The organism is Caldalkalibacillus mannanilyticus JCM 10596, from assembly GCF_000615945.1.
Taxonomy (GTDB): domain Bacteria; phylum Bacillota; class Bacilli; order Caldalkalibacillales; family JCM-10596; genus Bacillus_AT; species Bacillus_AT mannanilyticus.
Map to the genome: position 1 here is coordinate 130473 of NZ_BAMO01000005.1, position 22540 is coordinate 153012.

The window sequence follows — 22540 nt, forward strand, 5'->3', positions numbered from 1 at the left end:
TGAAATCTGCTCCTTATTTATACTTTCTATACCAGTAGCCTCATTCTTTACCCAGCTATTATAACACACGACACTTTATCTCTCATCAAAAGAAAGCAAGCCCTACTACTGACATGAGTAGTAAGACTTGCTTGGTTGGCTGTCTCATCTTGATTGTTATATTCTATTGAGTTACCTTGCTTTTTCTCAACTCTTGCACGATATACTCACCCATTTGTTCTGTTCCTGTGATGGATTCTCCACTTGTGGCAAGATCCCCCGTTCTCACTCCTGCATCTAGAACACTCTTCACGGCATCTTCTATAAGAGTTGCCTCCTCTTGAAGTCCAAAGGAATAGCGAAGAAGCATAGCAGCAGAAAGTATAGTAGCTAGTGGATTGGCTTTCCCTTGACCTGCAATATCTGGAGCACTTCCATGTACAGGCTCATACATGCCCTTCCCAGCTTCATCAGAAAGACTAGCTGAGGGCATTAGACCAATCGAACCAGCAAGCATGGAGGCTTCATCACTTAGAATATCTCCAAACATATTCTCTGTTACGAGGACATCAAATTGCTTAGGATTTCTAATCAGCTGCATAGCAGCATTATCCACTAGCATATGCTCTAGCTCAACATCTTGATACTGCTGATGGACTTTGGTCACGACCTCGCGCCACAAACGTCCAGATTCCAATACATTCGCCTTATCTATCGATGTTACTTTCTTTCTGCGTACACGTGCAGCTTCGAAAGCAACCTTGGCAATTCTTTCAACCTCGTGCTCATTATAGATCAGTTCGTCAATCGCCTGATCTAAGCCCTCTGCTGAGGTGGAGCGTTCTTTTTTACCAAAGTATAATCCGCCTGTAAGCTCACGTACGACCAATAGATCAACACCCTCAACCACTTCCTTCTTGATGGTAGAGGTTTCGACAACAGGTCCAAATACTTCAACAGGACGAAGGTTAGCAAATAAGCCTAACCCTTTACGTAAGCCTAACAAAGCCATTTCTGGACGTAAATGTCCAGGAAGCGTATCCCACTTCGGACCTCCGACAGCCCCAAGTAAGACAGCATCCGCCTGCTTACAGCGTTCTAAGGTTTCTTCCCTTAGAGGAACACCAAATTCATCAAGTGCTTTTCCACCTACTGTATCGTACTCATATTCGAATTGGTGTCCATATAGGCTAGCCACTTCATCTAATACTTTGATTGCTTCTGCGATTACTTCCGGTCCAATTCCGTCACCTGGTAAGACCACGATTTTCTTTTGCATTCCGTTCTCCTCTCTATCCACTTCTATCCATGCCAATCCTCGGCTCTCTCTACTTGTCTCTATCTATCCTTTTTTCTATCCTGAGCTTCTTTGTGGTTAGTATATTGGTTTATTTAAATGCCTCTAAAACAAAACTTGTGGATTCATTCTCTTCGTTCTCTTCTTCCATAAACTGCTTAGGCTTAGACATGTTTCTCAATCGATTAATTCCATCAATGAAGGCTTTTGTACTTGCACCTAAAACATCATTGTCAAGTCCTCTTCCTGTTCCAGTCATGCCCTCGTATTCAACCTTGACATAGACTTCTGCAAGGGAATCCCTGCCCTTGGTCAAAGACTTGATTTTATAATCTAACAGGTTAATCTTCATTCCCACCATTTTTTCGATGGTATTATAGATCGCCTCTACACTTCCTGAGCCAACAGCAGCATCCTCAAGCGATGTCCCGTTCGGTGTTTGAAGCTTAATTGTTGCTGTTGCCACTGCATTCATATACGAAACATGGAGGTACTCCAACCTATAATGGTTGCTATCGTCCTTCAATGTGCTTTCATGCAAGAGAGCTACAAGGTCATCGTCACTTACCTGCTTCTTACGATCCGCTAGGTCCTTAAACTTTTGGAAGAATGACGCAAGCTGTTCTTCATCAAGATGGTAGCCTAAGAACTCCATTCTCTCTTTCAAAGCATGGCGTCCAGAGTGTTTCCCCAGAACAAGGGAATTAGATTCCAGACCCACTAGCTGAGGAGAAATGATTTCGTAGGTTGTTCGTTCTTTCAGTACCCCATCCTGATGAATCCCAGATTCATGGGCAAAAGCATTGGCTCCAACCACTGCTTTATTTGGAGGAATGACCATTCCTGTCAAGCTAGAAACAAGACGACTGGTTCTCGTTAGTTGGTCTAAATGTAATCTTGTTTCTGCTTGATAGTAGTCCTGGCGGATACGCAGATTAAGGGCAACTTCTTCAATCGCTGCATTTCCTGCTCTCTCACCAATTCCATTGATGGTCCCTTCAATCTGATCTGCTCCATTCATGATCGCTGCCAACGTGTTAGACACAGCCATTCCTAAGTCATCATGGCAATGGGCACTTAGGCTCACGCGATCCACATTAGGCACCTCGTTCTTAATGTAACGGAAAATAGCACCATACTCCTCAGGAGAAAGATACCCTACAGTATCTGGAATATTAATGACTGAGGCACCCGCATCAATCACCGCTGTAAAAACTTCCTTCAGAAATTCAAGTTCTGTTCGACCTGCATCTTCTGCACTAAACTGAACAACTGAAAAACGTTGTTTCGCATATTTAACTGACTCCACCGCTTTTTCTAAGACTTGTTCCTTCGTCATTTTCAACTTGTATTGCCTATGGATAGGCGACGTAGCAATAAATAAGTGTAGGCGAGGCTCAGCCCCTCCTTTTAACGCATCCCATGCTACATCGATATCCCGTTGATTTGATCTAGACAAGCCTGTCACACTTGCTCCACGAATGGCTTTGGCTACTGCCTGAGTGGATTCGAAATCCCCTATTGAAGCAGCCGGAAAACCTGCTTCAATAATGTCAACATTAAGCCGCTCTAGTTGTTTCGCAATTTCTAGCTTTTCTTGTAAGTTTAAATTGACCCCTGCTGACTGTTCGCCGTCTCGAAGTGTGGTTTCAAAAACGGTGATCTTTCTCATGGCTTTACTTCACCTCCTGGGGCTCTTTCTTCGCCTTGATCCAGCTCATCATGTTTCTCAACTCTGCTCCTACCTTCTCGATTTGATGCTCTTGCTCTCTAGAGTTAATCGCATTAAATACTGGACGGTTTGCTTGGTTTTCTAAGATCCAGTTGCGGGCAAATTCACCTTTTTGAATTTCTGTTAAGACCTTTTTCATTTCCTTCTTCGTCTCGTCTGTTACAATACGATCACCAATCATGAAATCTCCGTATTGTGCAGTATCTGAGATAGAGTAACGCATATGTGCAAGTCCACCTTCATACATAAGGTCAACGATCAGCTTTAATTCATGTAAACATTCGAAGTAAGCAATCTCAGGTTGATATCCTGCTTCTACAAGCGTTTCGAAACCAGCTTTTACTAAAGCAGAAGCTCCACCACATAGTACAGCTTGCTCTCCGAATAGATCCGTTTCTGTTTCTTCTTTAAATGTTGTTTCAATAACTCCAGCGCGTGTACAACCTACTCCTTTAGCGTAAGCTAAAGCAACATCCTTTGCTTTTCCTGTTGCATCTTGGTACACCGCGATTAATCCTGGTACTCCGCCGCCCTCAGTGTACACTCGACGAACCAAATGTCCTGGGCTTTTTGGTGCGATTAAAGCGACATCTACGTCAGCTGGAGGGACGATTTGATTAAAATGCACGTTAAATCCATGAGAGAATAATAAAGCTTTTCCTGGTGTTAACTCATCTTTTAACTCTTCATGATACACTTTTGCTTGAGTTTCATCAGGAAGTAAGACCATAACAACCTCTGCTATACTTGCTGCTTCACGTGGAGTTACTACTTTAAATCCATCCTCAACAGCTTTGTTCCATGATTTTCCTGGTCTTAATCCAATGACAACAGATATCCCACTGTCTCTTAGGTTTTGAGCTTGTGCATGTCCTTGACTTCCATACCCAATAACAGCTACCGTTTTTCCTTGGATTGTTTGGTAAGATACCTCGTTATCATAATACATTTTTGCCATTTTACATTCTCTCCTTGTTCTTATAAATTATTTTTTTATCATGTTTTTTCATTGTACTTGGCTATTGTGCCTTGCTTCTTGCTAAGGCAGTAACGCCTGTTCTAGCCAATTCTTTGATTCCATATGGCTTTAACAGTTCAATTAATGCCTCGATTTTTTCATCGTCGCCAGTCGCTTGTATCGTGACCGAATCTTTCCCAACATCGACGATCGATGCCCTGAAAGGAACCACCAAATGATTAATTTCTGGACGAGTTTGATGATTCACAGATACTTTGACTAGAATCATTTCTCGTACAATCATTTTATCTTCGGAAAGGTCTGTTACCTTTAAGACATCAATTTGTTTGTGTAGCTGTTTCATGATTTGCTCTGAAACACGCTCATCTCCATTGACACAATCGTCATTCTAGATAACGAAGGGTCCTCAGTAGTTCCTACAGTCAGGCTTTCAATATTGAAGCTTCTGCGAGCAAATAATCCAGACAATCGAGTTAATACCCCTGATGAGTTATTAACCAAAACTGAAATGGTACGTTTCATCCTAGTTACACCCCTTTTTAACCCCTATCATCTCATGCAAGGCAGTTCCAGATTGGACCATAGGATAGACATTTTCCTCTGGTGTAACCATCACATCAAGAACGACAGGTCCATCATAAGCTAATGCTTCTTCGATTGCTGCAGACAATTCTGAAGCGTTGGTCACGCGAATCCCTTTGACACCAAATGCCTCGGCAATTTTAGCAAAGTTAGGATTCTTAGGAGTTGACTCCGAATAACGCCCTTCATAGATTAATTCCTGCCATTGTCTAACCATCCCTAAAGCATTGTTATTAATGATAACAGTCTTGACTGGAATGTTATATTCGGCAACGGTGGCTAATTCTTGAATGTTCATTTGAAATCCACCGTCTCCAACAACAGCGAATACAGGTACTTCTTTTTGTGCAATCGCCGCCCCAATCGCTGCTGGGAAACCAAAGCCCATGGTTCCTAAACCTCCGGAACTAATCCAGCGATCGCTTATGACAGCCATAATATTGCGCTGTCCACATTTGATGCTGTCCTACATCAGTCGCAACGATCGCTTCACCTTTTGTTAAGCGATGAAGCTCCTCAATCGCTTTTTGCGGTTTGAGGGTAACCCCATCTTCCTCGTACCATAAAGGATACTCCTCTTGTCTTTGACTAAGATTTGCAATCCACTCTGCACTATTTGGTTTGTCTACGCCTTCTTCAAGCAATAGACGTAAGGCTTCTCTCGCATCTCCTACAATAGGGACTTCCGTAATGACGTTTTTCCCTATTTCAGCAGGATCTATATCAATATGGACAATCTTCGCATTTGGAGCAAATTGATCTAATCTCCCTGTTACACGGTCATCAAATCTAGCACCGATTGAGATTAATAAGTCTGCTTCTTGAATCGCCATATTGGTGTATACGTACCATGCATTCCACACATCCCTAGAAACAATGGATGAGTGGATGGAAATCCGCCTAACCCAAGTAATGTATTCGTTACAGGAATTTGAGCCTGATTAACATACTCGATAAGTTCAGCAGATGCCTTCGCATGTAAGATTCCGGCTCCTGCCAGAATGAGAGGCTTCTTCGCTTTCGCAACAGCTTCCTTCATTCTTTTTATTTGACCTACATTTGGTATAAGTGTTGGTTTAAATCCCTTCAAGTTCACTTCTGTCGGGTAGGTATATGGAACCTTATTGACTGAAATATCCTTGGGAATATCAATTAGTACGGGGCCAGGACGTCCGTGAGTAGCAATATAAAAGGCTTCTTTTATAATTCTTGGTAATTCCTTCGTATCACGCACCTGAAAATTATGCTTCGTAATCGGCATCGTAATCCCTAAAATATCAGCCTCTTGGAACGCATCTGTACCAATAGCTGTCGTAGCAACTTGACCTGTAAAAACAACGAGCGGAAGAGAATCAATATAGCATCGGCTAAGCCAGTGACTAGATTCGTTGCCCCAGGCCCTGATGTAGCAATGACGACCCCAGGCCTCCCTGTGACTCGTGCATATCCTTCTGCCATATGAATAGCACCTTGTTCATGACGGGCTAAAATATGAGTCATATCCGACTTATATAAGGCGTCATAGATAAACAGAGCGGCACCACCCGGATAGCCAAAGATATAATCCACTTTTTCTTCCTTTAAACATTCGAAAATAATCTCTGCTCCCATTAATACTTTGGGTGGTTCTTTCTGTGAGCCTTTCTTATCCTGGCCTGCTACTTCCTTCAAATTCGTGGACACTTCCCTAACCTCCCTCATTTCTCTTCAACTAGAAGTGTGCTAGATTTTCTTACAAAAAAAATCAAGAAAAAGCCTAACTTTATATGAAGATTCGTTCAAACATAGGACGAATGTTTCCACCTGTGATAAAAAACACTTTGGCTTTTCTACTTACAGATGGACAAAACATTTGAGTATGAATAAACAGAACCTTCCGCAGAGGCTTTTTTCCTCACGGTGTAGCTATAGTTCATATAGCTTGTTGACACTTGGACCAAGCCTTGTATAATCCATCTAATTGGCTTTAGTATGCCAGCACAAGTGGAACCCTAGTCAACCTTCCGTTTGTTATTTTCTTATAAGTCAGAAAATTCAAAATGGAAAACATATGATTGTTCATTATATTAAACGAGTCAAATAGAGATTGCAACCCCTATTTTCCTTAGTATTCCTTTGTAATCGCTTACAAATATTAATTGTAAATATTTTTGAAACGTTTACATGCATGACATGCCTACTTCTTAATGGCTTATAACCCCATTTGTTAAAAAATTAGGGGGTTTCAAATTTTTTTTTTTCTGATAAAATTATGTATTAACATTATTGTCTGAAAATTAAATTATTTGAGACGATGACTAGCTAGTAAGATGGAGGTTATACGATGGAAAAGAAACAACCACAGACGTTGTTCGAAAAGATTTGGGAAAAGCATATAGTCTTTGAGGAAGAGAACAAGCCTAGCTTAATCTATATTGATCTTCATTTAGTTCATGAGGTCACTTCTCCTCAAGCATTTGAAGGATTACGTTTATCTGGGAGAAAAGTTCGCAGACCTGAGAGAACCTTTGCCACCATGGACCATAATGTCCCGACGAAAGATATCTTCAACATTAAAGACCCGATCTCAGCAAAACAAATTGAAACTCTTTCTAAGAACTGTGAGGAGTTTGGTGTCACTCTTTTTGATATTCACCACCAAAACCAAGGGGTTGTACACGTAATGGGTCCTGAGCAAGGCTTAACGTGGCCTGGTAAGACGATCGTTTGTGGGGATAGTCATACTTCGACGCACGGAGCATTTGGCGCCCTTGCCTTTGGTATCGGTACAAGTGAAGTGGAACATGTCCTAGCTACTCAATGTCTCCAACAATCCAAGCCTAAAACAATGAAGGTTGAATTTATTGGAGATCTTCCCGTTGGACTTAGCTCCAAGGACATTATTCTTGGTTTGATCGCGAAGTACGGAACGGATTTTGCCACTGGTACAGTCATCGAGTTTACAGGTGAAATTATTGAAAAGCTCTCCATGGAAGAGCGCATGACGATCTGTAATATGTCCATTGAAGCGGGAGCAAGAGCAGGGTTAATGGCTCCAGACGAAACAACGTTTTCCTATTTAAAAGGACGCCCGTATGCTCCAAGTCCAGAGGAATTTGAACAGCATGTTCAAGAGTGGAAATCCCTTGTTACTGATGAAGGAGCCACTTATGACTTCACTGTAGATCTTGATTTAGCTACCTTAGCTCCTCAAGTAACGTGGGGTACAAGTCCTGGGATGGGTACGAGCATTGAAGATACGGTTCCGAACCCAGCTGACTTTAAGACTGCTACAGACCAAAGAGCCGCTCAATTAGCTCTTGATTATATGGGCTTGATCGCTGGAACGCCTATGAGTGAAATTGAAATCAACAAAGCATTTATTGGCTCCTGTACCAACGGACGTATCGAGGATCTACGTGCTGCAGCAAGTGTCGTCAAGGGCTATAAGGTTTCTGACAAGGTAATTGCGATTGTAGTACCTGGCTCCAAGAACGTCAAGGCTCAGGCAGAAGAAGAAGGCTTAGACAAAATCTTTGTTGAAGCAGGCTTCGAATGGCGTGAAGCTGGTTGCAGTATGTGTCTAGCCATGAATGACGATATCCTAGATCCAGGGGATCGTTGTGCTTCAACTTCAAACCGTAACTTTGAAGGACGACAAGGAAAAGGCGGACGCACTCATCTTGTCAGTCCAATGATGGCAGCAGCAGCAGCAATCAAAGGACATTTCACTGATATTAGGAAGTGGGAATTTAAAGACGCTCACTCCGCACAAGTTACAGAAGGGACGGCGAAATAGAATGGAACCATTTATCAAAGAAACAGGCATTGTGGCTCCACTAGATCGTGCCAATGTGGACACAGATGCTATTATTCCTAAACAGTTTCTAAAAAGAATTGAACGAAGTGGATTTGGTCAGTTCCTGTTTTACGATTGGAGATTCTTAGATAACGACCAAACTAATCCTGACTTCGAATTAAATAAGCCTCGCTACCAAGGTTCATCCATCTTGGTATCAAGACAAAACTTTGGTTGTGGATCATCTCGTGAGCATGCTCCTTGGTCCTTGCTAGACTATGGCTTTAAGGTCATCATCTCTTCTAGCTTTGCAGATATCTTTTATAATAACTGCTTCAAGAATGGGATTCTTCCTATCGTCCTCACCGATGATCAAGTAGAAGAGTTATTCCAAAGAACAGCTAAAACAGAAGGCTATCAGCTTACTGTAGATCTAGAGCAACAATTGATTACAGATGATCAAGGATTACGTCTTTCCTTCGATGTTGATTCCTTTAGAAAGTATTTGCTGCTTAATGGACTTGACGATATCGGCTTAACTTTGTTACACGAAGAAAAAATTTCAGCTTATGAAGCCAAAAGAGCGATTGGGTAATTCCCAATCGCTTTTTTTTAGAAAACAAAGAAGCACCCTCTACCAAGCTGAGAGTGCTTCTTGTTTCTTTCGGTATTTTATTATTTTCTTCTTTATTTTAAGAGAAGTTAATAACACCAATTTTGTTTAAGAAAATAATCAAGATCGCTACTGGTGCTACAATACGTAAGCTCCAAATCCAAAGCGTACCAATCGTTGTTTGACCGAAATCAGAATCACGAAGAGCATCTGTTTTATTCCAGCCCCAGCCCATAAATAGAGCAATAATTAATCCGCCCAGTGGAAGGAATACATTTCCAGATAAATCATCCATAAAGGTTAAGAAGTCTTTATCCATAATGTTAATTGCATAAGCTCCTTGAGAAAGAGAAGAAGGAACTCCTAGTAGGAAGATCAATCCACCAATAATGATTACAGCCGTCTTACGATTCCAGTTGAATCTTCTCATGAAGTAAGCAACAGCTACCTCTAACAAGGATACTGCAGAAGAAAGGGCAGCAGCAAATAATAAGAAGAAGAAAGCTGTACCTACAATCATTCCGCCTGTCATTTGATCAAATACATTCGGCAAGGTCATAAAGACAAGACCTGCTCCACCTGCAGGATCTAAACCAAAAGCAAACACCGCTGGGAAGATCATAATCCCTGCAATAATCGCTACGACTGTATCTAGAATCCCGACACTTAATGCGGCACTTGGAAGCTTGTTTTCCTTTTTCAAGTAGCTTCCGTAGGTAATCAAGGCTCCCATCCCTAAGCTAAGAGAGAAGAAGGCTTGACCTAATGCAGCAACCCACACTTTAGGCTCCGCAAGCTTGCTCCAATCAGGATTAAACAAGAAATTAAGACCTTCTTTCGCTCCACCTAAGGTTAAGCTATATCCAGCTAAAACAATTAATAAAACTCCTAATAATGGCATTAATATTTTGTTTGAAGCCTCAATTCCTTTTTTAACACCCATGACAACAATTCCTATCGTCAGTGCCATAAAAATGAATTGCCAGATGACAGGTTCATACGTTTCCCCTATAAAGCTCACAAAGTAACCTGTAAAATCATTATCTTGAACATGGAGCAGCTGACCAGTCAAATACCCAAAGAAGTATTTCATAACCCATCCAGCTACAACTCCATAAAATGATAGAATGATAAATGCAGATGCTACTCCCATGAAACCAGCAACCACCCATGGCTTACCAGGAGCTAGCTTTTGAAATGAACCAACAGCGTCACTTTGAGCTTTGCGACCGATGGTGAACTCAGCCATCACAACAGGGATACCAATAAATAAAACTAATAAAATATAAAGTAATAAAAACGCTCCGCCACCATTTTCACCGGCTGTTGTCGAGAATCTCCAAATGTTCCCTAAGCCAACTGCGGAACCTAGGCACGCTAAGATAAACCCTAGACGTGAGCCCCATTGCTCGCGACCTTGTTGTAATTGACTCATTAAATTTCCTCCCTTTAAAAATATTCAGACAACTGTCTGCCCAACCTATTATACAACACATCTGATTTTTTACAATATGTTTTTATAATATTTTTTTCTTTCTGAATTCATTTTATTTATACTTAATTAGGACATCCTCTCCCTCGTGATAAACTGGAAAAATCTCCGGGTGAAGCAAGGAAGCAAGCTTCGCTAGACCCGTTATTAATCTTGGAGAAGGACGGCAAAAGAGCGGTTCATCCAGAACATGAACCTGGTTCTGTTGTAGTGCAGCAAGCTCTTTCCAGCCCGGTCGATCATAAACCAGCTTGGGATTCACTCTTTTTTGCTGAACCCACCCAGACCAAAGCAACAATATCTGGTTCTCTCTGTTTCACCTCCTCCCAATCTGTTTGATAACTAGCCACAGCCTGATCGGCAAATATGTTCTCTGCCCCAGCCAAACGACTGATTTCGGTAAGCCAATTATGTCCTCCTGGTGTGAAGACAGGCTTTGGCCACCATTCCCAGTACATTCTTTTTTTCTCCTTGACCTTTGTAGCTAACTGATGATAGGATTCTAGCCTCTCTGTGTACTGATCATAGAAAGCCCTCGCTCGTTTCTCTTCCCCTGTAGCTTCTCCTAATTGCAGAATATTTTGTCCTATTTCCTCTAGCGTATTAGGATTTAATACAATGTGCGGAATCCCTCTTGCTTGAAGACGTTCTACGTTTTTCTCCATCCCTGGAACACTAAGTGAAGCAAGCACTAGATCAGGCTCTAGTGCTTCCACCTGGTCCATATTGATATCAAGGTCAGGTCCTAATCGTGGCAGTTGATCTACCTGCGGCGGCCAATCCGAATAATTGTCTACACCAATGATGGAGGAGCTCAACCCTAAGTAATGCAACAGCTCCGTGTTACTTGGACAAATGGATGCTATTTTCATCCTTTCCACCTCGCTTATCCTATTCGTTTGATCATTTCGTTTTCATCAATCACTTCGATCCCCAGTTGCTGTGCTTTTTCTAGTTTTGATCCTGCATTTTCACCAGCGACAACGACATCTGTGCTTTTAGACACACTTCCCGTTACTTTGGCCCCTAGAGCTTCAAGCTTTTCCTTCGCCTCATTCCTTGTTAACTGCTCCAAGGTCCCTGTTAATACCACTGTTTTTCCTGCGAAGAAAGATGAATTATCCACGTCAACAATACGCTTAGGTCCCTTGTAGCTCATATTCACAGCAGCAGCCTTCAAGCGTGTGAGCATCTCCTGTACCTCTGGTATAGCAAAATATTCTACCACACTTTGTGCCATCTTAGGTCCAATTTCATTGATCGCTTCGATTTCACCCGCACTCGCTTGAGCCAAACGATCTAACTCTTCAAATTCTTGCGCTAAGGTTTTCGCTGCCTTAGCTCCTACCAAACGAATCCCTAAACCAAATAAAAGCTTTTCTAACGAATTCTCCTTGCTGCTTTCAATCGCTTGCAGGAGATTATCCACCGATTTTTCTCCCATCCGCTCAAGACGTAAGAGCTCCTCACGCTGGAGATAATAGAGATCTGCCACATCTCTGATCAGTTGATTTTGATAAAGCTGGATAATCACCTTTTCTCCCAAACCATCAATATTCATCGCTTGGCGCGAAACAAAGTGAATCATTCCCTCTTTGATTTGAGCAGGGCACTGCGGATTCAGACAACGAAGGGCTACTTCTCCTTCAAGGCGTACCAGCTCACTCTCACACTCAGGACAATGACTAGGCATGGAATACGGTTCTTCGTTCCCTGTTCTCTTCTCAACAAGAACCTGGACAACTTCAGGTATAATGTCCCCTGCTTTTTTCACGATAACATGATCGCCAATGCGAATGTCCTTCTCTCGAATCAAATCTTCGTTATGTAAGGAAGCTCTTTGAACCGTAGTTCCTGCTAAAAGCACAGGCTCAAGAATCGCTGTTGGCGTAATCGCTCCTGTTCTGCCTACACTCACTTCAATATCCTTGAGAATAGTGACGGATTCCTCAGCGGGAAATTTATAAGCCGTTGCCCAGCGTGGACTTTTAGCGGTAAAACCAAGCTTCTCCTGCTGTTGATAGCTATTCACCTTAATTACAATTCCGTCGATTTCGTAATCTAATGTTGCACGATTGGCGGTCCATTTTTCAATAAAGACAAGCATTTCTTCCACGGATGAAACGACCTGCCGCTCTTTATTTGTTTTTAATCCTAAATTTTCAAGAGCTTGTAGCCCTTCCGCATGGGAACCAACGTCAAGTCCTTCAAGCTGACCAATGCCATAGAGAAAAATATCTAATTTACGATTCGCCGCTATTTTGGGATTAAGTTGTCTTAGAGAACCCGCAGCCGAATTTCTAGGATTGGCAAAAAGCTCTTCCCCCTGCTGCTCTCTTTCCTTATTGATCCGTTGAAACTCTTTCTTAGGCATATACGCTTCGCCGCGAACCTCTAGATTGACCGCTTCCTTCAACTGTAAAGGAATCGAACGAATGGTTTTCAGGTTTTGAGTAATATCTTCCCCTACATTTCCATCTCCTCGTGTTGCCCCACGAATGAACTGCCCCTGTTCATAGCGTAAGGAAACCGCCAGTCCATCAATTTTCAATTCACAGACATATTCCACCTTCTCCCCTTCTTCCAAACCCTGCCTCACCCGACGATCAAAGTCACGCAGATCTTGTTCAGAGAATGAGTTCCCTAGGCTAAGCATGGGAATTTCATGAACAACCTTAGAGAAGAACGGAAGGGGCTCCCCTCCGACTCTTTCTGAGGGGGAATTGACCTTCTTCAATTCTGGATATGCTTCTTCGAGCGTCAGCAGTTCTTTCATTAGCTTGTCATACTCATAATCACTGATGCTTGGATTGTCCAAAACATAATACTGATAATTATGATTTTCAATCTCTGTGTATAGAACTTCCATTCTTTGCAGTGCTTCATCTCTGTTCAAAGAAATTCCCTCATTTCTCATGTAAACTCTTTCTTATTGTTTTGTAATCGGAGCGAATTTAGCCAATAAGCGCTTGAGCCCGACCGGTTGATCAAAAGCAATCGTCAACTCTAAATCGTCCCCTTCTCCCTTCATGCTGACAACCGTACCCACACCCCACTTGCCATGACCTGCTTTATCTCCTACAGACCACCCAAGAGATTGTGCGCCTGAAGCTTGCAGGCTCTTAGTTACAGTAGATCTTGCTCCAGTACTCGCAGTCCCAGCTCCTCTTCCATAACCAGTAGGGCTTGTTTCTCTAGCAGAAGGGCTTGAGTGGAAGGTACTCTGCCCCATTCGATTTCCTCCAGAATAGCCATAGCCTCCTGAAGAAGCAGCAGTCGGATTGGCACTTTCTAAGATCTCTGCTGGAATCTCCTGAATGAAACGGGATTCAGGATTCATGCCTGTCCGTCCAAACAAGGTTCTCATTCGAGCATTGGTTAGAAATAACTCCTTCTCAGCCCTCGTAATTCCTACATACGCCAATCGACGTTCTTCTTCCATTTCACTTTCTTCAATCAAGGCACGATTATGCGGGAAGATTCCTTCCTCTAACCCAACAAGAAAAACATAAGGGAACTCTAAGCCCTTTGCCGAATGGAGCGTCATGAGAAGAACCTGATTGCCTACTTCTTCTTCATCATCATCGACCTGATCAATATCTGCTACAAGGGCTAATTCCGTCAAGAAGGCAAGAAGCGTCTTGTCTTCACTCTTCTGTTCAAAATCCTGTGTCACAGATAATAGCTCTTCAATGTTTTCAATACGTGCATTAGCTTCAATGGAGTTTTCCTTTTTCAAGATCTCAATATACTCTGTTTTTTCTAAGATCTGCTCCGTTAGCTCCGTCACCGATAAATAATCGACCATCTGGATCATATTTCTCATTAAATCATAGAAGCTCGCCAGTTGATTCGCCGCTCTTGAGCTTAATCCGATGAAATCAACTTCAGCCAAAGCGGAATACATGGAGATTCCCTTCTCATCGGCATATTGGGCAAGTCGATCAACGGTCGCTTCCCCAATTCCTCTTTTCGGTACATTAACTATACGACGAAAGCTAATATCATCATCAGGATTTGAAATCAAGCGGAGATAAGCTAAGATATCTTTGATTTCTTTTCTGTCATAGAACTTTGTCCCGCCCACAATTTGATAAGGAATATTCGATTTAAGAAATACTTCCTCAATCACACGCGACTGGGCATTGGTTCGATAGAGGATGGCAATGTCTTTATATTTGCTCCCCTTGCTGATCGCTTCTTGAATTTTTTCCGTGATAAAATACGCTTCCCCTTGTTCATTATCTCCTCTATAGTAGGTGATCTTAGCTCCCTCTTCATTCTCCGTCCAGAGGTTTTTCGCTTTTCGACTAGAATTATTTTTGATCACCTCATTGGCGGCTTGTAGAATCCGCTTGGTCGAGCGATAGTTTTGCTCTAGCTTAATCACTTTAGCATCCTTATAATCTTTTTCAAAAGAAAGAATAATGCTAATATCCGCCCCACGAAACATATAAATCGATTGATCAGTATCCCCTACCACACAGATATTACGATGGCGATCGGCTAACAGGCTGACCAAAAGATACTGTGCTCGGTTGGTATCCTGATACTCATCGACATGAATATATTGAAATTTGCGTTGATAAAAATCTAGGACATCAGGAACCTCTTGAAACAATCTGACCGTCAGCATAATTAGGTCATCGAAATCTAAGGCATGATTGGTGCGCAGTGTTTTCTGGTAGCCTTCATAGACATCGGCTACTACCTTATCATAGTAATTCCCCACCAAATTGCTTACTTCCTGAGGGGTTTTTAATTCATTTTTAAAATGGGAGATACTCCCTCGAATCGCTTTAGGTTCAAATTTTTTCGTATCCAGATTGAGGCGTTTCATCACTTCCTTCACTACAGAAAGCTGATCCCCGCTATCTAAAATGCTAAAATTGCGCGAGTAACCCAAGCGGTCAATATCTCGACGAAGAATACGAACACACATGGAGTGAAACGTAGAAATCCAAATATCTTCTGCCTGTCCTCCCACCAGAGCCGCTACCCTGTCTTTCATTTCTCTCGCTGCTTTGTTCGTAAAGGTGATCGCTAATATATTCCAAGGTGTGATCCTTTTTTCTGCTAATAAATAAGCAATGCGATGGGTAAGAACCCTTGTCTTCCCGCTTCCAGCTCCAGCTACCAGTAATATAGGGCCATCTGTTTCGACGACGGCTCTTCTCTGCTGTGGATTTAATGATTCGATCATCTGTTGGATAGATCCTTGTGTCATTCTGCTTCCTCCCCTTTATTTCGGCACTGTCCGAATCGCTGTGTCTAAGTCTTTATATATGAGGTTACCGACTACAATGGTATCAGCGATTTTACTCATTTCTTCCGCTTGCTCCTTAGAGGTAATACCTCCACCATAAAAAATATGCAGGCTTCCCTCTCGCTTCAAGCGCTCATAAACCCCGCTAAGCTTCTGTGGGTCTCCCAAGGTACCGCTATATTCAAGGTAAAAATAAGATGATTTCAACAAATGATGACTTAATCTAGCGTAGGCAATGATCTCATCTTCATTTAGTTCCGTTTCACTTTCCGTTAATTGAGCTACGCTCGATTCAGGATTTAACACGGTATACCCAACCGTCGATATCTCGTGCCAAGGAATCATGGTGCCAAATTCCTGCACAGCAATATGATGGGGCTTCAATATCCAATTAGGGTTCATCGCATTGAGCACAATGGGGACCAAATAATGGTCAAAACCAGGAACAATGGCTTCTTGGTTGGATATTTCTAAAAGACAGGGGATGGCATACCGACGAATCCTCGCCAGAAGATCAATGGTCTTGTCAAAGGTAACCCCATAGGTCCCGCCTACAATAACCGCATCACTTCCCGATTCACAGATCGCCTCCAGTGCTTCATCTGAGATCGATTTATCTGGATCAAGCTTAAATACGTGCTTCCAACTTTTCATTTCTAACATCATTCGTCCCCCTTAACCTTCAAAGGAATTATATCAAATTATCACCCTAAACTGTAAACTTCCATCATATGGACGAAGAAAGACCTTGGCTCTTCTGCCAAGGTCATAAGGTCCAACTCTTCTTGTAGGATCATGATTGTTTTTACTTATATCACTTTGCTTATTTATTTTCTTTTTCCGTATCTTCAACACGATCTAAGACCATTTTATAACCGTCATTTCCATAATTCAAGCAACGTTTGACACGTGAGATCGTTGCCGTACTGGCTCCCGTTTCCGTTTCAATCTTATGGTAAGTAAAGCCTTGTCGCAACATTCTCGCTACCTCAAGGCGCTGTGCCAATGACTGAATTTCATTTACCGTGCAAAGATCGTCAAAAAAGATATAACAATCCTCTAGATTCTCCAAGGTGAGAATCGACTTAAATAATTGATCCACTTCTTTTCCCCGTAATTTGTTAATCTGCATTGTAATCTACCCCTCCAAAGGCTTTGGTCTAGTTACTTACCTCCTTAGAGGCTTTGAAGCGAACACTATTCTCAAGTCCCGGTTTATTAGGGACAATATTCACCCATGTTACACCAGGATATAAGCCTATCTCTTCTCCATCTCTAATGGGTCGAATGACTCCATCTATTCGTTTCCAATCCACTTCGGTCATCTTTCCTCTTTGAAAAAGGTAGCCCTTCCCCTCAGACTTCACATCAATGGCTCTTCGCCCTACACTATCTAATGTTTTATGCGTGGTTTCAATCACAAAAAGATTGGTGGTGGTCAGCGGCTCTGTGGTTTCCATATCCACATGAGGCTCGCCTCGAACATATCTTGTATAAAGACCCGTTTCAGCGTCATACTCATATGATACCTTATATGAAGAGTGATATTCAATATCAATCCAACCAGCCTCTTCTCCTACCATCTCCTCCACTGGGTCCTTAAACTTCAAGGTAGGGATCTTAGAATCCTGTTTGTATTTTCTCTTCTCAGCACCTTCTCGCAACAATTCAGTACTGGTATATAGGTTATGAGGAGCTTTACGGAAATTAACCCGATAAAAAGAACCTCCCGCATTATAGATTTCATCTAAATTAGGTAATCCTTGGTTACGTGCAATCTGTAATGCCTCTGGTGAACCTCCTGCATGGGCAAAAACAGCGTCAAAGCCAGTGGCAATATCAATTAGATACGGACGTAAGCTGCGCACAGGACCAATCACCTCTGGAGACTTACTCTGAAATAAAGCAACCAAACGAGTAATTTCTCCCTCTGCCAACACTTCATAGACCATATCCGCTTGACTGATTCCTGTCTGCGGTCTAGCCTTTCCATGGTTATTAATCATCACAGCAAGAATTCGATCATTTATTTCAACTAGAGAACCTTCTCCAGTCAATGGCGCATGATAGGGAAATACGGTTTCCTCTTCTTCTATAATGGGCTCTCCTCCAAGTTCTTCTTCCACTGGTTGAGTAGCAGGATCACTCCCACCGCACGCTACCAGTAAGAGAAAGCTTAGTACGAGAATTAAGCCTATACAAGCTTTCTTCAAGCTCATCCACTCCTTCAATATTCAACTTTCAAGTTTCAGATTTCAAGTTTCGGCTTTCATTTGCCATCTATACAATTCACTCTACACTAATTCGTCATCTACCTGCTAAAATCCTTTAACGCACTAAAAAATCATTTTGGCGGAAACCACTTTTTGCTCCTTAATAAGGTAGACTCCTTCATTCGTCATACGGATAAACGGAAGGTGAGTTGCTGTTAAAAACAACAAAGTATAAATAGGGTCAGCAAAGGCATGTCCGTCTTTTTGCATCATCTGCACAAAATGCTGACTATATTCCACAACTTCCTTCATACCTTCCTGCTCATTCCTCCCGCGAGAGTCAACGGGATTTCTAACCGTTCTCCATTCTCGAATGTCGCCACAATGCCTCCACCCATTTCCAATGCTTTTCGAAGGGCTTGTACCATATCTTCTCTATTGTTACCTATTAGTATATAGTCTTTGGAGGCTGTATATGTACTAGCTAGGCTTACCAATTTTGTACTATATCCTTTGATTCGTGTGTGTACGCCCCATCTCCCTTCATGATCGACTAACATCAGATACGCTTCATCCTCTACCAATGAATCACTTGGCGAATACGAATAGGGCCTGGTAATCACTTCATTAATCAGTTCAATTCCTGTTGTTCCTGTATCGCGGATCTGCAACAATCGACTCAAATCCCAAGTGACTTCCTTAGGCTTAAAATATTGGAAAAGCCAATCAGAAGAAGGATTCATGAGAGATTGCCCATTTCTCACCACCCATTTTCCATCCACCATAACATAAGACGGTGTCGGCTCATCCAATGTTTCTACTACGTTCAAATGAGCTAGTCTTCCCGGAGCAATTCCTCCCAGTTCTTGATCTAAACCATAATAGGTAGCAGGATTCAATGTTGCCATCCGATAGGCATCTGCCACTCCAAATCCAGCCTTCATGACCAGCTTGATCATTTCATTCATGCCTGACCTCTGGACAAAAAAAGGACTGGCTCCATCATTGGTCAGCATGATTCGCGAAAGGTTCACTTCAGGATTTCCTTTCAATTCCTCTAGAATCTGCGGTAAATCCGGTCGAATAGACGAATACCGCAAGCTCACATAATAACCCAGTCGCAGACGATTGAGCACATCCTCTCCATGTAGAGATTCATGATCTGCACTGACACCTGCTGCCGCCAGCGTATTTAAGGTTTCGAAAGACGCTCCAGGCAGATGCCCCTCAATCCGTTTCCCGAAATCTTGCTTGGTCATTAACATCCATTTGGTTAAATTCGGCTCTCCTTGTATGAAGTACGGCCAAGAGGTAAATTCCCCTCCTTGTACCACTAAAGGATGCGACAACCACGTTCGTAAGGTCTGATCGTTAAACCTGCCTATCTGCTCCCCCGTATTGGTCTGTCCATCAAAGCGCGACCACCACAGCCAGAGATGAAAACCCTGCTCGTCCAATTCTTGAATAAATTGAAGAGCCTGCTCATCTGTTAATTTAAGAAACAGAGCCATATTATCGTTGATGGATGTCGTCGTTCCTTGGGTTGTGACATACCTTCCCCACTCAAGAGGGTTATACCATTGGAAGGGATGAGCATGCGGTTCTATATATCCAGGGACCACTACCTGATGGCTGGCTAGTTCAATAATCTCTGTTTCATTGGATACAAGAGGCTCTTTCTGCCCCACATAAGCCACTCGATTGCCTGCAATATAGATCTGTCCCTGTTCAACCTGTCCTGTATATACATTGAGAAATCTCGCATTTTTTAACCAAATCTGAGGAGCCTTTTTTCTCATCGAAACGTGTAGCAAAGATTGATATTCTTCTATTGTCATCGAACGAATCTTCATCTAAAGGAAACCTCCCTGAATAGCTATTCATTATATATATTCTATTATTCTTCTAATATTCCTTTAGATTTACGAAGAAATGAGTTTTTGGCTATATTGACTTGTTAACTTTAGTGAAGTTTCCACTATTTGGTGGTAATATAGAGAGAAGGATAGCTGCTGTTCTTTAAAGTAGTCATTTTCCTTTTTTATAATAAACTACACATTAGCATGGTTTATGATGAACTAAGGGGGCACGTACCAATGAAAAAGTTGTTTTTATTATGTAATCTAGTTATTCTTATTTTTTTAGTCGGATGTAAGGAAACACTAAAAACAAATAATTATGAGGATGATTTATTACCCATTGCAAAAATGCAAGATGGCTATTCACTTGGTTTGTACGAGGATGGTCAAATTGTATCAAAAAAAACCTTTTCTATTAAGGAGGATACTTTTAATAAGGAGATTGTATTGGGTAATCAAACGTCCAAAAAAGAAACCTTCTTACTCATGGTATATGATCATGGGAAACAAATCGAATTTACAGCTAATGATAAAGAAAGTTCGTTATATTATAAATTTGAAGTTCCTGCTAATGAATTTGAAACAATCCCCATTTCACTTCGTGATATAGAATCTGGTTTCCATTCAATAAACTATATTATTATACGTGACCCAGACAAATACATGTCTTCATTAGAAGAAAACCTTCTTTACAACCAATTGTATACTTTACGTATTAATCTATTAAAAGATGTAGAGCATATTCCTACTCAAAGACCAAATCTTACATCAAGCTCCAGCCCTAGCAGTACTCCTAAAATTAATGGAGTTTTCATTAGTGACCCCAATACCAGCTATACATCTATCAATAATATCAAGGCACAAGAATTTGAATACAAATTATTCTATGGGAATAGATCAGATATTCAATATGATTTTTACCTAGTATCTCTATTGAATTGGGAACAAGTGAATATAACTGAACATGAACTCTATCTATACGATCAATTAGAAGAGGATGAAGAGAGATATCTTGAACAAAGATTCGACCATGAGCTAATAAATGACCAAAATTATTATATCTACCTCATGTTAAATGACCCTTTTGCACCTTTAGATGATTCCCACCCCTACGCCAAAAGCACCCCACACGGAAGTAATAGAGTCATTATTGAACGCCCTTAACAACTAAGCTTGTAAGCAAATATCAAAAACCATTTGTGAGATAATAATAGTGAATATATGTAAACTACGCAATGTATTTCGGGAGGAATATCAATTAAACATGTAGGAATAGGAATGATTATAGTTGGGCTATACCCTATTCATCAAAGTTTATTGCCAAAAGATATGGAATCTTGCTAATTTCTTTTACCATTCTGTATTTTGCAATAGAAAAGTACAGAATAATGCAATTAAAAGTACAGAGTTTTGCCACCCAATAGATTTAACGTGCTTTAGACAAAGCGTTAGCTAATCGAAAACTTTCTCCTTGAAAAGAGATTATGTGAGCATGATGGATCAAGCGATCCACCAATGCCGCTGTTAACCTTGAATCCGTGAAGATTCTGTTCCACTGACTAAATTCTAGATTTGACGTTAGTATAAGGCTTTTCTGTTCATAACACTCTGAAATTAGTTGAAATAGGAGCTCCGCTCCTTCTTTACTGAACGGAAGGTAGCCCATTTCGTCTAAAATAATGAGATCTAGCTTTTCAATCCTTTTCCTAAACGCCGTAAGGCGATTTAGCCTTAAAGCCAGTTCCAATTCTTCTGCTAAATGAGAAACACGAAAAAAACGCACTTCATATCCTTGTTCACATGCTTTTCTACCCAACCCTGTTGCTAAATGAGTTTTGCCCGTTCCAGGTGATCCAATTAATACTACATTTTGCTTTTCCCAATAAAATTTAGACTACAAAGATCTTCCTTCGTTAAATGAGTGGGAAATCGAATGCGGTCGTTCCATTGGTAAGTCTGTAAATTCGTCTTATCAAAAAACTTTGCCTTCTTCATCAAACGTTGGGCTTTAGCCTTCTCACGTAACCGGAATTCTTCAACAAATAGTTCATTTAAGTATTGCTCTGGACTCTCAAATGTTATGGAACTGTAAATCTCACCAACGTATGCAAGCCTTAGCGATCTGCATTTCTTACGAAGCTCATCACTCATGTGGCAACCTTCCTTCCGCATTTGGAGCTAAGGAATCATAGTTGTCCCAATTGATCCCATAAGGATCTCGCTGAGTAAATAGCTTGTCTTCTGCAATCAATTCATAGAACTCTTCATTAATACGCTTCATATCGTGTGTAACAAGCAGGTTAGCCATCATCATTAGGCGTTCCCGACGTAGTAGCAGATCGTCGACTTTTAAGTAGTTATGAACCCTTCCGGTAAGTACTTTGTATAGCGTGAATGCGTCACTACTCTCGGTTTAGCTATCCATGTTTTAAATATAGATTCCCAGGGAATAGCCCGTCTTTTATTCATATATGGTCGGAAATCCTCAAATAACAATTCACCGTCAGGTGATACGACTTTAAACTGATCCCAGGTCACAATGACATGAAGTAGGCTGTAGCGAGATGCGTTTGGTATATGTACTAAAGTTTTATCCAGGTTTAGTTCATTATATTTGTTTACTCTACCTAACTGTTCTTTAAAGATGGGATACTCTAACTCAGGAAGATATAGGAGCTGTTTGTGTTCTTGCTGCCAAAGGTTTTCTATTAATACTTCTTTCTCATAATGGAGTCTCTTTTGGTCCTCTC

Annotated in this window: 13 protein-coding genes and 6 pseudogenes; 3 read left to right on the forward strand and 16 right to left on the reverse strand. The window is 41.4% G+C overall.

Going from position 1 to position 22540, the window contains the following annotated elements; all coding sequences use genetic code 11:
• Positions 1 to 163: 163 nt before the first annotated feature.
• The 5 genes and pseudogenes from leuB to ilvB form a co-directional block, all read right to left on the reverse strand.
• Positions 164 to 1258 (reverse strand): 3-isopropylmalate dehydrogenase, encoded by a 1095-nt coding sequence (leuB, locus tag JCM10596_RS04660; RefSeq protein WP_025026133.1) that lies wholly within the window; start codon positions 1256 to 1258, stop codon positions 164 to 166.
• Positions 1259 to 1367: 109 nt separating this feature from the next.
• Entirely contained in the window at positions 1368 to 2948 is a 1581-nt protein-coding gene (locus tag JCM10596_RS04665; RefSeq protein WP_025026134.1) for a 2-isopropylmalate synthase, read from the reverse strand.
• Positions 2949 to 2952: 4 nt separating this feature from the next.
• On the reverse strand, positions 2953 to 3990 hold the full coding sequence (locus JCM10596_RS04670) for a ketol-acid reductoisomerase (protein WP_304502745.1): 1038 nt from the start codon (positions 3988 to 3990) through the stop codon (positions 2953 to 2955).
• 37 nt (positions 3991 to 4027) lie between these two features.
• Positions 4028 to 4509, reverse strand: a pseudogene (ilvN, locus tag JCM10596_RS23880) (acetolactate synthase small subunit).
• Position 4510: 1 nt separating this feature from the next.
• Positions 4511 to 6180, reverse strand: a pseudogene (gene ilvB, locus JCM10596_RS23885) (biosynthetic-type acetolactate synthase large subunit).
• Between the two features lie 712 nt (positions 6181 to 6892).
• Between ilvB and leuC the strand changes: the two are divergent.
• Together leuC and leuD are read left to right on the forward strand one after the other, a co-directional pair.
• Complete coding sequence (gene leuC, locus JCM10596_RS04700; protein ID WP_025026140.1) at positions 6893 to 8347, forward strand: 3-isopropylmalate dehydratase large subunit; 1455 nt, start codon at positions 6893 to 6895, stop codon at positions 8345 to 8347.
• A gap of 1 nt (position 8348) precedes the next feature.
• Entirely contained in the window at positions 8349 to 8942 is a 594-nt protein-coding gene (leuD, locus tag JCM10596_RS04705; RefSeq protein ID WP_025026141.1) for a 3-isopropylmalate dehydratase small subunit, read from the forward strand.
• A 97-nt stretch (positions 8943 to 9039) separates the two neighbouring features.
• Here leuD and JCM10596_RS04710 read toward each other — a convergent pair whose 3' ends face one another.
• From JCM10596_RS04710 to JCM10596_RS23905, 8 genes and pseudogenes are all read right to left on the reverse strand, one after another.
• Positions 9040 to 10395, reverse strand: coding sequence for a sodium-dependent transporter (locus JCM10596_RS04710; RefSeq protein WP_025026142.1), 1356 nt, complete (start codon positions 10393 to 10395; stop codon positions 9040 to 9042).
• 112 nt (positions 10396 to 10507) lie between these two features.
• Positions 10508 to 11324: pseudogene (locus JCM10596_RS23890) on the reverse strand (cobalamin-binding protein).
• 14 nt (positions 11325 to 11338) lie between these two features.
• Entirely contained in the window at positions 11339 to 13348 is a 2010-nt protein-coding gene (ligA, locus tag JCM10596_RS04720; protein ID WP_025026143.1) for an NAD-dependent DNA ligase LigA, read from the reverse strand.
• A 33-nt stretch (positions 13349 to 13381) separates the two neighbouring features.
• Positions 13382 to 15679 (reverse strand): DNA helicase PcrA, encoded by a 2298-nt coding sequence (gene pcrA / locus JCM10596_RS04725; protein WP_025026146.1) that lies wholly within the window; start codon positions 15677 to 15679, stop codon positions 13382 to 13384.
• A gap of 15 nt (positions 15680 to 15694) precedes the next feature.
• Positions 15695 to 16381 carry a heptaprenylglyceryl phosphate synthase gene (gene pcrB, locus JCM10596_RS23895; RefSeq protein ID WP_034680500.1) on the reverse strand — a complete coding sequence of 229 codons (687 nt, stop codon included), beginning with the start codon at positions 16379 to 16381 and terminating at the stop codon, positions 15695 to 15697.
• 160 nt (positions 16382 to 16541) lie between these two features.
• The gene (locus tag JCM10596_RS23900) at positions 16542 to 16850 is read right to left on the reverse strand and encodes a YerC/YecD family TrpR-related protein (protein WP_034680502.1); all 309 of its coding nucleotides are present in this window, start codon (positions 16848 to 16850) and stop codon (positions 16542 to 16544) included.
• A 28-nt stretch (positions 16851 to 16878) separates the two neighbouring features.
• Positions 16879 to 17931 carry a DUF3048 domain-containing protein gene (locus JCM10596_RS04740; RefSeq protein WP_025026144.1) on the reverse strand — a complete coding sequence of 351 codons (1053 nt, stop codon included), beginning with the start codon at positions 17929 to 17931 and terminating at the stop codon, positions 16879 to 16881.
• Between the two features lie 123 nt (positions 17932 to 18054).
• A pseudogene (locus tag JCM10596_RS23905) lies at positions 18055 to 19784 on the reverse strand (adenine deaminase C-terminal domain-containing protein).
• Between the two features lie 243 nt (positions 19785 to 20027).
• Between JCM10596_RS23905 and JCM10596_RS04750 the strand changes: the two are divergent.
• The gene (locus tag JCM10596_RS04750) at positions 20028 to 20954 is read left to right on the forward strand and encodes a hypothetical protein (RefSeq protein ID WP_025026145.1); all 927 of its coding nucleotides are present in this window, start codon (positions 20028 to 20030) and stop codon (positions 20952 to 20954) included.
• 262 nt (positions 20955 to 21216) lie between these two features.
• Here the strand turns inward: JCM10596_RS04750 and istB are convergent.
• The 3 genes and pseudogenes from istB to JCM10596_RS30030 all read right to left on the reverse strand — a co-directional run.
• Positions 21217 to 21941 (reverse strand): annotated as a pseudogene (istB, locus tag JCM10596_RS23910) (IS21-like element helper ATPase IstB).
• A complete protein-coding gene (locus JCM10596_RS29440; RefSeq protein WP_159102311.1) occupies positions 21934 to 22104 on the reverse strand; it encodes a hypothetical protein in 171 nt (56 codons plus the stop codon). Before JCM10596_RS29440 ends, istB begins: the two are co-directional and overlap by 8 nt.
• Before the next feature lie 35 nt (positions 22105 to 22139).
• Positions 22140 to 22540, reverse strand: a pseudogene (locus JCM10596_RS30030) (IS21 family transposase); the annotation flags it as partial.

Excerpts from the sequence above, each read along its gene's own strand:
- JCM10596_RS23900 (WP_034680502.1), bottom strand. The coding sequence starts at position 16,850 with ATGCAGATTAACAAATTACGGGGAAAAGAAGTGGATCAATTATTTAAG.
- leuC (WP_025026140.1), top strand. The coding sequence starts at position 6,893 with ATGGAAAAGAAACAACCACAGACGTTGTTCGAAAAGATTTGGGAAAAG.
- JCM10596_RS29440 (WP_159102311.1), bottom strand. The coding sequence starts at position 22,104 with ATGATGATGGCTAACCTGCTTGTTACACACGATATGAAGCGTATTAAT.
- JCM10596_RS04750 (WP_025026145.1), top strand. The coding sequence starts at position 20,028 with ATGAAAAAGTTGTTTTTATTATGTAATCTAGTTATTCTTATTTTTTTA.
- pcrB (WP_034680500.1), bottom strand. The coding sequence starts at position 16,381 with ATGTTAGAAATGAAAAGTTGGAAGCACGTATTTAAGCTTGATCCAGAT.
- leuB (WP_025026133.1), bottom strand. The coding sequence starts at position 1,258 with ATGCAAAAGAAAATCGTGGTCTTACCAGGTGACGGAATTGGACCGGAA.
- pcrA (WP_025026146.1), bottom strand. The coding sequence starts at position 15,679 with ATGACACAAGGATCTATCCAACAGATGATCGAATCATTAAATCCACAG.
- leuD (WP_025026141.1), top strand. The coding sequence starts at position 8,349 with ATGGAACCATTTATCAAAGAAACAGGCATTGTGGCTCCACTAGATCGT.
- JCM10596_RS04710 (WP_025026142.1), bottom strand. The coding sequence starts at position 10,395 with ATGAGTCAATTACAACAAGGTCGCGAGCAATGGGGCTCACGTCTAGGG.
- JCM10596_RS04665 (WP_025026134.1), bottom strand. The coding sequence starts at position 2,948 with ATGAGAAAGATCACCGTTTTTGAAACCACACTTCGAGACGGCGAACAG.